Origin of the sequence: Flagellimonas sp. HMM57 (genome assembly GCF_021390175.1) — a bacterium.
Lineage (GTDB): Bacteria > Bacteroidota > Bacteroidia > Flavobacteriales > Flavobacteriaceae > Flagellimonas.
Genome location: NZ_CP090004.1, coordinates 380,099 through 391,595 on the forward strand (window position 1 = coordinate 380,099; position 11,497 = coordinate 391,595).

General features: G+C 35.8%; 11 protein-coding genes and 1 tRNA gene. 10 read left to right on the forward strand and 2 right to left on the reverse strand.

Translation table 11 applies throughout. From position 1 onward, the window contains the following. Window positions 1-3 precede the first annotated feature (3 nt). From LV716_RS01680 to LV716_RS01690, 3 genes are all read left to right on the forward strand, one after another. Entirely contained in the window at window positions 4-654 is a 651-nt protein-coding gene (locus tag LV716_RS01680; RefSeq protein ID WP_163419652.1) for a response regulator, read from the forward strand. Window positions 655-819: 165 nt separating this feature from the next. Then, a complete protein-coding gene (locus tag LV716_RS01685) occupies window positions 820-1,245 on the forward strand; it encodes a hypothetical protein (RefSeq protein WP_163419651.1) in 426 nt (141 codons plus the stop codon). Between the two features lie 18 nt (window positions 1,246-1,263). After that, window positions 1,264-1,872: an SIMPL domain-containing protein gene (locus tag LV716_RS01690; RefSeq protein ID WP_163419650.1), complete on the forward strand. Its 609-nt coding sequence runs from the start codon at window positions 1,264-1,266 to the stop codon at window positions 1,870-1,872. Between the two features lie 240 nt (window positions 1,873-2,112). Here the strand turns inward: LV716_RS01690 and LV716_RS01695 are convergent, their stop codons facing one another. Further along, entirely contained in the window at window positions 2,113-2,361 is a 249-nt protein-coding gene (locus tag LV716_RS01695; protein WP_163419649.1) for a hypothetical protein, read from the reverse strand. Between the two features lie 320 nt (window positions 2,362-2,681). On the opposite strand from LV716_RS01695, the gene LV716_RS01700 reads away from it, so the two are divergent. Continuing rightward, a complete protein-coding gene (locus LV716_RS01700; RefSeq protein WP_163419648.1) occupies window positions 2,682-3,260 on the forward strand; it encodes a glycoside hydrolase family 19 protein in 579 nt (192 codons plus the stop codon). 78 nt (window positions 3,261-3,338) lie between these two features. Here LV716_RS01700 and LV716_RS01705 read toward each other — a convergent pair whose 3' ends face one another. Further along, complete coding sequence (locus tag LV716_RS01705) at window positions 3,339-5,912, reverse strand: toxin-antitoxin system YwqK family antitoxin (RefSeq protein ID WP_163419647.1); 2,574 nt, start codon at window positions 5,910-5,912, stop codon at window positions 3,339-3,341. Window positions 5,913-6,102: 190 nt separating this feature from the next. Between LV716_RS01705 and LV716_RS01710 the strand changes: the two genes are divergently transcribed. The 6 genes from LV716_RS01710 (at window position 6,103) to crtD (ending at window position 11,497) form a co-directional block, all read left to right on the forward strand. Next, window positions 6,103-6,186: transfer RNA gene (locus LV716_RS01710), tRNA-Leu, on the forward strand. Window positions 6,187-6,359: 173 nt separating this feature from the next. Beyond that, window positions 6,360-7,259, forward strand: a complete 900-nt coding sequence (locus LV716_RS01715) for a B12-binding domain-containing protein (RefSeq protein WP_163419646.1) — start codon at window positions 6,360-6,362, stop codon at window positions 7,257-7,259. 22 nt (window positions 7,260-7,281) lie between these two features. Beyond that, window positions 7,282-8,736 (forward strand): NAD(P)/FAD-dependent oxidoreductase, encoded by a 1,455-nt coding sequence (locus LV716_RS01720; protein ID WP_163419645.1) that lies wholly within the window; start codon window positions 7,282-7,284, stop codon window positions 8,734-8,736. Window positions 8,737-8,741: 5 nt separating this feature from the next. Beyond that, window positions 8,742-9,581 carry a phytoene/squalene synthase family protein gene (locus tag LV716_RS01725; protein WP_163419644.1) on the forward strand — a complete coding sequence of 280 codons (840 nt, stop codon included), beginning with the start codon at window positions 8,742-8,744 and terminating at the stop codon, window positions 9,579-9,581. Further along, complete coding sequence (locus tag LV716_RS01730; RefSeq protein ID WP_163419643.1) at window positions 9,582-10,031, forward strand: sterol desaturase family protein; 450 nt, start codon at window positions 9,582-9,584, stop codon at window positions 10,029-10,031. Continuing rightward, window positions 10,031-11,497, forward strand: a complete 1,467-nt coding sequence (crtD, locus tag LV716_RS01735; RefSeq protein WP_205600147.1) for a 1-hydroxycarotenoid 3,4-desaturase CrtD — start codon at window positions 10,031-10,033, stop codon at window positions 11,495-11,497. Before LV716_RS01730 ends, crtD begins: the two co-directional genes overlap by 1 nt.

Here is an 11,497-nt window from a genome sequence, read left to right on the forward strand (position 1 = left end):
AAGGTGAAAAAACATAAAATTATAATAGCGGATGATCACAAAATGTTTTTAGATGGACTTCTAAGCATTTTGTCCTCAAAAGATACCATTGAAATAGTGCTCACGGCGAACAATGGCAAAAACGTTGCAAAGTATCTGGATATAAACAATACCGAAGAACCTATAGACTTGGTCATCACTGACGTTAACATGCCCGAATATAACGGAATAGAGCTAAATAAATACATCAAAGAAAAACATACCAACACGAAAACCTTGGTAGTGAGTATGTTACACGACACCAATACCGTTCAAACTTTGACCAAGGACAATGTGGATGGCTATATTCCAAAGAATGCAGAAAAGGGTGAGCTCATCGAAGCTATTGAAACCATTCTTAAAGGGGAAAAGTACTTTTCCCAAACCATTAAAGATGTTTATTTAAAAGGAATGTTCTCCAATGAGCAATCGCTGACACAATCATTATCAAAAAGAGAGAAAGAGGTTTTAAAATTGATCGCACAAGAATTTACTACCCAAGAAATCGCCGACAAATTATTTCTTAGCAAGCATACCATAGAAAGCTACAGAAAAAATCTCATCTCCAAGTTAGAGGTCAGAAATCTTGCTGGCCTAACAAAATACGCTATTAAATTAGGGCTGTTGGAAGAATAGTAAGAACTACATCCAACATCGTATATCATTTCTTCCATAAAAGGTTTGATTAAATTCTAGACCACTCCCTGTAAACAGGGGGTGGTTTTTTACTGAAAAACGGGCTGTATACAGTTCTGGATATCCGCAATTTTGAATCATTGATTAATATAAAAACTTATAATTATGATTTACGGAATTACCTTAATCTTACTTAGCATTATCGCGGTACCATCATTGGTGCTAGCAAAAAAACCAAACGCCAAGGAGTTATTGGAAAAAATTGAACCCTACCAAGGATGGATAGGTTTAGTTTTCTGCTTTTGGGGAGTTTGGGGTATCATCACCAGTATTCTCAATCTTGGATGGTTGACCTCTGCACCTATCTGGTGGATTACACTTTTTGCAGGGAGCTTGGTAGAGGCCACTCTGGGTTTTATGCTCGGTTTTGGATTGATTAACAAGCTTTTCTTGAGTAAGAACGACAAGGCTACCGAAAAAGCAGCAGAACTGCGTTCAAAAATTGCCCCAAAACAAGGAAAACTTGGTCTATTGGGTATCGCAGTGGGCATTTGGATGATAGTAGCATCCTTTTTATTTACGATTAGTTAAACATTTAAAATAGTCAACATGAAAAAAATCATTCTAATTATAATGGTATTGACGACCATGATAATGAGATCACAAAACTCAACCGATCATCGGAACACTGTTTCGGTTTCTGGTAAAGCGCTGGTTGAAAATAGCTCAAAGACGTACAAGGCAAAAATAGTTTTGAACATGGGTCAGGTGCGCTATTCAAATCCTGATTGTAAAACCTTAAAGGAGTTGAAGGAAAAGTTTTTTGATAAGCTAAAAGCCAACGGTTTTGAACCTTCCTCTTTTAAAGAGGATATGATGGGGTTTATTGCATATGGTTATCAAAACGATGGAACTGTTTTTGATTTTGAATCCTCAGATTTTGAAAAAATAATGGCTCTGACAAAAGTTAGAATGATTGGAGCGTCGACTACTGTTGAATTCAAGTCTAGCGTATCTGAAACGGAGCATAAAAGCCTGCTTAAAAAGGCGGTAGAGGATGCTAAAAAGAACGCGACACTGGTGTGCGGTGTTATTAACAAAAAACTAGGTGGTGTGGTTTCAATAAGCGAAAACTTTACAAACAATGGCATTTGGTACTCGTACTACAACGGCAATAAAGATTATTTAACCGTTCAAGTGGTTTATGAAATAGACTAAAAATTTGGTTAATTAGTTGGTTTCCGGTCTTTGGGTTTTTGAACCCATTGGCCGGTTTTTTGTAATATGGTTTTAGGTAATTCCCATAAATCGTTTAAGCCCTTATTTGAAAATTAACTTATAAAATTAAACAGAATCAGATTTTTATATACCAATTGCCTGATGCGTAAAAGGATGTTTTTAATGACATTGTTTCTTTTTGGCATTACCATAAAATAAATATTTGGTTGAAAACCTTTTTTACCTCTGTTCCAAATAACTGTTTTTCAAGTGTAAGAGGTTATTGATAATGCCCGAAAGCTCAAAGGAAATAATCTTCTCGCCCTTCTTTTCAAACGATATGATCGAATATGAATAGATTTCCCTTCCTCCTTTTAGTATAGTTACGGAAAAGAGATCTTCATTCGAATCAAAAACTGCGGTACAATCGTAGTTCGTATTCGAGCTGAGCCAATAGCACAGACTATTGATTTGGTTAAACTTGGACATGTTCTCGTTCATGTGGTAGAAAAAACCAACTATTTGGGTGCATTGAAAATAACTTTTTTGTTTTTGATATATTGTGTCAACGACCTTGGAACAAATAGGGGTCAATTTCAGAAAAAAAGCTTCTCAATGGCTACTGACATGAGAATACCGCGTTTTGGTCACTTTAATTTAAAGAAACAACTTTAACACTTCCCCTGTGTTTTTAACAAACCAAAAAGATATGCATCCACGTAAATAGTAACATATGGCGATGGATTTAAATGCTATGCGTTACTGTAATGAAATCCATCTTCAATTGTCTTAAAAGCATTTGGATAAGAATGATAAACAGGACCTTTTTCTTCGATTATATAAGACATCGCCTCCATTTTGGAAGACTATCCCAAAAACAGGTAAATGGCTATACATTGCTTCTTGATTATTGGGAAACCAACCAATTGAAAGATACAAGATGGTTGGCCTATGTCCTTGCGACCACTTATCATGAAACAGACAAGACCATACGACCCATAGCGGAATATGGTAAAGGAAAAGGCAGGGAATATGGCAAAAGAGACCCCGATACCGGTCAGATATATTATGGGCGTGGTTATGTACAATTGACCTGGAAAGAAAACTACAGCAAATATTCAGATATACTGGGCATTGATTTGGTCAACAATCCCGATTTGGCATTGGATCAAAATGTAGCCACGGAGATACTGTTCCACGGTATGGTAAATGGAATATTTACCGGCAAAAAACTGATGGATTACTTCAATGCAAATACTTCAGACTGGTACAATGCCCGAAAGATTGTCAATGGAAACGATAAAAAATTTATAATCGGAGACTATGGCAAAGAATTTTTCGCAGCAATTTCTTTTGATTTTATAGCTAACACTGATTCACTGGCATGAATTTAGGTTTACGTATGACGCAGCCTAAAAGACCAACATTAGTAAATCTCTTCTTTCCATACCACTGATTACATCAACTCAATAAAGGTCCTTGTAATTTATATAGTCCAATCCTAAATTGAGCTTTTCAATTTGTGAATTAAGCCCCAACTGAATTTTCTCCGAAGCTTTGAACACAATACCATTATTTTTGGATTCTATCTCCACTTCCATGGAATCCTTGGTTTTGACACAGCGTATTTTTTCCAAATCGTTATTGTAGTTGTAAATAGGAACCATCCATAGTTCGCCATCTATAAAATTACCATTTCTGAATGTTGCACTGTGCATTTTTGCGCCTTTCATATTATAACGATCTACAGTACCATCCAGACTATTGTTTCTAAGAACAAATTCATATTTTTTATTTTTGGATGATGGATAGTACACAATTATGTTCTGTAAACCGTCCTCTTTGTAAATAGTATAGAAATCGCCTGTTTTTTTCTCTGCTAGGCTACTGACCAGTTTGCCTTTCTCATATAGTTCGGTTCTCTTATCGTTATATGTCGACACGACCCTTTTTCCTTGATAAGGAGCATCGTTCTTGTAGATAATACTGGCAATGGTATTTCCTTTTTCGTCAAAATAAGCAGCTTCACCCTCTAGTTTGTCGTTGATGTAATGTATATAGGATGTGACTTTACCATAAGTATCGTAAAACGTAAATTTACCATCTCGCAAACCAGCTTTGTACTGACCATCTCCCAGTACTTGACTTCCGTAACCGTATTCTTCATACAATCCATCTTTAAGGCCGTTCTTATAGGTATGTTTATTTCGTTTTTGATGGTCATAGAACGTACCTTCGAAAGGTTCACCATCTTTAAATTTCATAGATGACAAAAGCACTCCAGATCTATCATAAATTTTAGCCTCGCTCGTAACATCGATATCCTCCATTAAAACATAATCCTTTTCTCGACCTGTCGAAACATAAACATCTTCGTAGCGTAAAAGACGAACGTTTTTACCATCCTTCCATATTTCTTTCCTCTTGATTCTATCGGCACCATAAAAAAACTCGTACAGGGTTCCTTCATTTTTTTTGTAATCAAAAGATTCTATTTGGGTACCCTGCTCGTCATAAAATTTGCCAAAAACCTCTTTGTAATTCTCAAAATCGATATCTGACCTTACTTGTCCGTTGCTGTAGTATGATATCTTTTTCTTGTAATTATAACCATCCGTATCATAGATTTTCTCTTCTTTGTATGGCAGGCCTGTATCATAATTGTACGATATGTAATAGTCTCTCACTAGCTTGGAATCTTTATAAATCTGTGAGGAGGTTATTCTTCCATCACGGTCTACTGTAAATTGTTCCCCGTCTTTAGGAGCATAGTACTTCTCGTCATCCAAAATCATTTTTCCGATAACTGCTCCAGATTTATTAAAAAATTGTTCCGTATATCCGTCACGTTTTTTTAAAACAATATTTGACTCTGGATAGTAGACCGTTTCCTGAAGAAGTTTCCCATCTTTATATTTTTTTATGGCACCCGTTACCAAAAGCTCGGTACCCTCGTAGGGTGCATAATCCTTAAACAACAAAGAATCCATTACAGCACCTTCGGTGTCATAATAGAGAATCTTTTCCCTGTAATTTTTATCGGAATATGTAGTATAGGAAAAAAGTTTGCCATTTTTAAAATTCCTGACCCAGCTTAAGCGTTCGTTTTTATAGTTGGATATAGTTGCAGGCACGAATTCTTTAACATCTTTCTGTTTCTTGTATTCAAAAGCATATTTTTCTCCATCTACAGGAACCAACCTATTTTGCTTTAACCTGTAAGTTACTGTACCTATTTCTTTTCCGGCTTCATCATAATAAACCGTTTTGTAGTTAGGTTCCGTAATTAATTCTTCCCTGATCTGTCCAGAAGCATCATAGCAGTCAGCTCCTAAATAGGTCTTATTTTTATAATAACTTACTTGTTGTATTCCATTCAGACCCTTTCTAAAATAAGCTTCAGAACCATTTATTGGACTGCCCCTATCGTACGACATTTGGGCGATCAGCTTACCGCTCTCGTTGTAATATTTTGATTTAAACCTTCCATAATTATCCGCGTCGGTCAACGTATATATTTCACTTCTAATACCATTTAGGCCACTTTTGTGGGTTACATCTATAAGGGTATCCTTGTTTATTTCCTTGTAATATTGCGTGCCATATGACATTACATTTTGTTTCCCTGAAACAAATTTTCCATTTTCATAATTGGCAGTTAATTCTTCACCTTGTAGTGAAGTAATGAATTTACCGTCCAATTTATTCTCGACATAATTCCCTTTTTGAAGCAAAGAACCATCATTATTGTACCAAGTGACAGTTCCATGCCAATAATCTTTATCACTAAACTTTGAAATTCCTTCCATCTGAATCTGTCCATCCACAAAAAAATCTTTTACCAAAAGCATACCATCCTTTTTCACAACAGGAGGTCTAAAGAATGCTGCATTGCTTTTTTCCGTTACTTTCCAACTTGTATCGTACCAAATTGTATCGTTTTGTGCTACCAATGAATGGATGGAACCAATAGCAACCAATAGCAATACCATGTACTTTTTTAGTTTTTCAAAATCATTCATCAAATATTTCTTTATCATGTCATGAAATTAAATAGTTAGACCAAAAGTATGCTTGTCTTACTTTGAATACTACCCTGTTTTCCGTGGAATTTTTAAATCATCTTAAAATGGATGAAATACAGCAAACGTAAAAATGGATTTGATATTACTTGCACCATCTAGCTTGCAATTTAGGTATTTTGATTATTTTTGCAGCCCAATTATTAATGCCCACGTGGTGGAATTGGTAGACACGCTACCTTGAGGGGGTAGTGTTCGAAAGGACGTGCTGGTTCGACTCCAGTCGTGGGCACAAAACCGCAGCTGGCTGCGGTTTTTTTATTGGATAAACATCATTTTACAAGGGTTTTGCTTTAAATCTTCAAAAAAAACCTTCATTTTAATAAAACCTACATAAAAATTATCATAACATATTAGGTTGGCATCATTTAAATTGTAAATTTGTTTAACGTTTACAGTCAAAAGATGAACAATGTAAAAAAGTCTTTCAGTATAAGGGACATGGAAAACCTTTCTGGTATTAAAGCACATACCATAAGGATTTGGGAAAAAAGATATAATCTTTTTCAACCAGAACGTACCGTCACCAACATAAGAACATACAGTTTAAGCAGTTTACAAAAACTTCTAAATATTACCCTGCTTTACAATAACGGCTACAAGATTTCTAAAATAGCTAAACTTGAAGAATCTCATATTCCAGTTATTGTAAGGGAGATTGTGTCTAACAATAGTGAAAAAAGTCATGCTATAAATGCATTTAAATTGGCGATGATCAATTTTGACCAGACCCTATTTTTAAACACTTATAACAGTTTATTGACAGAAAGGTCTTTTAGGGACATATTCAACGAAGTGTTCATTCCACTCCTGAACGAACTGGGTCTTTTATGGCAAACGGATACCATAAGTCCGTCCCATGAGCATTTCATCACCCACTTGATAAAACAAAAAATCTATATCAATACCGAAAAGTTGCAAATGGTGGAACCTACACAAAAAGATAAGGTTTTTGCACTTTTCCTTCCTGAGAATGAAATCCACGAAATTGGATTACTTTATCTGAACTATGAGATTACCTTAAGAGGTTATAAATCAATTTATCTAGGACAAACAATGCCCATAGAAAGTTTGGTGGATTTACTTAAATACTACAGTAATGTCCACTTTGTTTCTTATTTCACTGTTTCCCCTACCAAAGACGAACTGACCTCATATTTTGAGAAATTTTCAAAAACACTAAATATATCCGGTAGTTCCAAACTATACGTTTTGGGCCATCAGATACAATACATAACAAAGGAAGAACTTCCTAATACCATAAGAACCTTTAATTCGATTGAGCATTTAATAGGTTCGCTTTAATTTTAAGTTGTAGTTGCCCCCGATGAAAAAAGTTGTGATTATAGGTTCTGGTTTTTCCTCACTTTCAGCTTCATGCTATATGGCACAAGCTGGATACGATGTAGAAATCTTTGAGAAAAACAATACCGTAGGTGGACGTGCAAGACAATTGGTGAAAGAAGGGTTTACTTTTGATATTGGCCCTAGCTGGTATTGGATGCCCGATATTTTTGACAAGTTTTTCGCAGACTTTGGGAAAAAAACTTCAGACTATTACCAATTGGATAAATTAAGTCCCGCTTACAAAATCTTTTTTGATGATGAAATAATCACCATTGGTGATTGCATGGATAAAATATGTGAGGAATTTGAAAGAATCGAAAGTGGCAGTGGAAAACACCTGAAGCAATTCATTGGCAAGGCCCAAGAGAATTATGATATAGCGATCAATAAAGTTGTTCTAAGGCCTGGATTATCCCCTTTTGAGCTGGTTACCAAGGAAACAGTACTTAGAGTAGATCAATTTTTTAAAACCATAAGTCAAGAAGTACGAAAGCGTTTTAATAATCCAAAACTGATTTCCACATTAGAATTTCCCGTGCTCTTCTTAGGTGCTAAACCGAGCAAGACACCTTCCTTTTACAGTTTCATGAATTTTGCCGATTTTGGTTTGGGCACATGGCATCCAAAAGGCGGTATGTATGAAATCATAAAAGCCATGAGAAGCCTTGCAGAGGAATTGGGCGTAACCATACATACTGAAAGTGCTGTTGACAAAATTAATGTTACCAATGGAAAAGTTTCCGGTATTAGCAGCAATGGCAAAGTCATAGCTGCTGATTATGTCATAAGCGGTGCGGACTACCACCATTCAGAAACCCTATTGGATAAGGGCTACAGACAATACTCAGAAAGTTATTGGGACAAAAAAACCTATGCCCCTTCTTCTCTGCTGTTTTATGTAGGGTTCGATAAAAAGTTGAAAAATATAGAACATCATAACCTATTCTTTGATACGGATTTTGAGAAACACGCTGAAGAAATCTATGACAATCCACAATGGCCAAGTAATCCGTTGTTTTACGTAAACTTTCCGTCAGTGACAGATACCTCCATGGCTCCTGAAGGTTGCGAAACAGGTTTTTTTCTCGTTCCCATTGCTCCGGACCTTGAAGACACACCACAATTAAGAGACCAATATTTTGACATCATAATAGATAGATTCGATAAACGTACACAACAGGATGTTAAAAAATCTATTATCTTTAAAGAAAGCTTTTGTGTAAATGACTTTGTGGAACAGTACAACTCGTACAAAGGAAATGCCTACGGCATGGCCAACACCTTAAGTCAGACAGCTTTTTTAAGACCAAACCTTAGAAGCAGTAAAGTAAAGAATCTCTATTTTACTGGTCAACTAACCGTACCAGGACCTGGTGTACCCCCTTCATTGATATCAGGAAAACTGGTTTCGGATTTGATAATTAAAAATACCTAATTAAGATGAAAACTATTTTTGACAACGTATCCTACAATTGTAGTAAGATTGTGACAGAATCTTACAGTACTTCATTTGCATTGGCCACAAAAATGCTGTCATCATCCATTAGGGCCGACATATATAATATTTATGGGTTTGTTCGTTTTGCGGATGAAATCGTAGACACTTTTCATGACTACGATAAGAAAGTGCTTTTTGAAAACTTTGAAAAGGCAATGAACGATGCCATCAACAATAAAATCAGTTTAAACCCAATTTTAAATTCTTTCCAAAGTACCTACCATAAGTATGATATTCCTTTTCATTTGGTGGAAGCTTTTATGAAAAGTATGCGAATGGATCTTTCAAAGAAAAAGTACCATACTTTTGAGGAATATCAAGAATATATTTATGGTTCTGCAGATGTTGTTGGTTTAATGTGCCTATGTGTTTTTGTAGATGGAAACAAAGACAAATACGAAGAACTAAAAGACTCAGCAATGGCCTTGGGGTCAGCATTTCAAAAAGTAAACTTTCTAAGAGATCTTAAGGCTGATTACGAGTTACTGGAACGCACTTATTTTCCAAATACCAATTTAATGGAATTGGATGAGGCCTCTAAAAAGAGAATTGTAGATGAGATCAAAGCAGACTTTGCATTAGGATATTCCGGTATTGTTAAATTACCTGAACAAGCTAAGTTTGGAGTTTATACAGCTTACAAATATTACAATAAACTGCTCCAAAAATTACAGGGCACGCCACCTTTGGAAATAAAAAATACGCGAATTCGTGTTCCAAATTATCAAAAATTCGGACTTTTGGCACAATCTTATGTCAACTATAAATTACAGCTTGTCTAAATGAAAATTGCCCTTTGGATTCTCATCTTTCTTGGAACTTTTTCCATAATGGAGTTTATGGCTTGGTTTACCCATAAATATGTAATGCACGGTTTTTTATGGAGCTTGCACAAAGATCACCATAAAAAAGACCACGATTCTTGGTTTGAGCGCAACGACTTTTTTTTCATTTTTTACGCAGTTGTGAGCATGTCGTTCATAATGATAGCAAACAATACAACCTTTTGGTACGGTTGGCCAATAGGTTTTGGAATATTAGCGTACGGTATAGCCTATTTTTTTGTGCACGATATTTTTATCCACCAACGTTTTAAGCTCTTTAGAAATGCGAACCATTGGTATGCCAAAGGAGTAAGAAGAGCCCATAAGATGCATCACAAACACCTAGGCAAAGATAAAGGAGAGTGCTTTGGAATGCTGTTTGTACCTTTTAAATATTTCAAAAAATAATGTCCAAGGCCATTGTAATTGGCGCTGGTATTGGTGGAATCGCCACCGCAATCCGTCTTAGAGCCAAAAACTATGAGGTACTCGTATTCGAGGCCAATGACTATCCTGGTGGCAAACTACATTCAAAACAGGTAAACGGATATCGTTTTGATTTAGGCCCTTCGTTATTTACGATGCCACACTTTGTAGACGAGCTCTTTCGACTTCATAATCAAAAACCTGAAGATTATTTTAACTACGTTCAAAAAGATACGGTCTGTAATTACTTTTGGGACGACGGTACTAGGTTTTCGGCCAAGTCCAAAAAAGAAACCTTCGTTAAAGATGCTTCAGAAACCTTTGATGAACCTAAGGAAAAAATAGCGAATTATTTGGCCAGAAGTGCTAAAAAATACGACTTAACCGCATCGCTGTTTCTTGAAAAGTCATTACACAAGTTAACCACCTATCTTTCCAAAGATACCATGAAAGCTATTTTACAACTGGGAAAATTGGATATAAATACATCTTTAAATCATTCCAACAAAAAGGCATTCGAGAGCGAAAAGCTTGTCCAACTTTTTAATAGGTATGCAACCTATAATGGTTCCTCTCCTTATCAAACACCGGGAATAATGTCTATGATACCACATTTGGAAATGCATTATGGCACATTTTTCCCAAAGGGTGGAATGCACCAAATAACGCAATCTCTTTTTAATTTGGCGAATGATGTTGGGGTAGAATTTAAATTTGGCGAAGCGGTTGAGGAAATCAATATAGCTAACAAAAAGGCTGAAGGGATAAAATCTCAAAACGGCTTCTACGAATCGGATATCGTAGTTTCCAATATGGATATTTATCCCACATTCAAAAAGCTACTTTCAAAACAAAAACAACCAAAAAAAGTCTTGCAACAAGAGCGTTCTAGCTCAGCGCTTATTTTCTATTGGGGCATTTCTAAACGTTTTAAGGAGCTTGACCTTCATAATATTTTTTTCAGTGATGACTATCAAAAGGAGTTCAAACACATTTTTGAAAAGAAAAGTCTTTATGACGATCCAACGGTCTATATAAACATTACCAGTAAAGAACAGCCTAATGATGCGCCAAAAAACCACGAAAACTGGTTTGTCATGATCAATACCCCTGGCAATTATGGACAAGATTGGGAAACATTGGTAAAAGAGAGCAAAAAAAATGTATTACTTAAGCTCAATAAAATATTGGGAGTAAAAATAGAACAATATATAGCTTCAGAATTTATACTGGATCCTGTTGGTATCGAGAACAACACCAGTTCCTATAGAGGAGCGTTATATGGAGCAGCGAGCAATTCAAAATTTTCAGCATTTCTTCGGCATCCTAATTTTAGCTCTTCAATAAAAAACCTATTTTTTTGTGGTGGTTCTGTCCATCCGGGAGGAGGTATACCATTGTGCCTGTTGTCTGCAAAAATTGTTAGTGACCTAATCCCAGAAGCATAA

Excerpts from the sequence above, each read along its gene's own strand:
- LV716_RS01685 (WP_163419651.1), top strand. The coding sequence starts at position 820 with ATGATTTACGGAATTACCTTAATCTTACTTAGCATTATCGCGGTACCA.
- LV716_RS01690 (WP_163419650.1), top strand. The coding sequence starts at position 1,264 with ATGAAAAAAATCATTCTAATTATAATGGTATTGACGACCATGATAATG.
- LV716_RS01695 (WP_163419649.1), bottom strand. The coding sequence starts at position 2,361 with ATGTCCAAGTTTAACCAAATCAATAGTCTGTGCTATTGGCTCAGCTCG.
- LV716_RS01700 (WP_163419648.1), top strand. The coding sequence starts at position 2,682 with ATGATAAACAGGACCTTTTTCTTCGATTATATAAGACATCGCCTCCAT.
- LV716_RS01705 (WP_163419647.1), bottom strand. The coding sequence starts at position 5,912 with ATGATAAAGAAATATTTGATGAATGATTTTGAAAAACTAAAAAAGTAC.
- LV716_RS01715 (WP_163419646.1), top strand. The coding sequence starts at position 6,360 with ATGAACAATGTAAAAAAGTCTTTCAGTATAAGGGACATGGAAAACCTT.
- LV716_RS01720 (WP_163419645.1), top strand. The coding sequence starts at position 7,282 with ATGAAAAAAGTTGTGATTATAGGTTCTGGTTTTTCCTCACTTTCAGCT.
- LV716_RS01725 (WP_163419644.1), top strand. The coding sequence starts at position 8,742 with ATGAAAACTATTTTTGACAACGTATCCTACAATTGTAGTAAGATTGTG.
- LV716_RS01730 (WP_163419643.1), top strand. The coding sequence starts at position 9,582 with ATGAAAATTGCCCTTTGGATTCTCATCTTTCTTGGAACTTTTTCCATA.
- crtD (WP_205600147.1), top strand. The coding sequence starts at position 10,031 with ATGTCCAAGGCCATTGTAATTGGCGCTGGTATTGGTGGAATCGCCACC.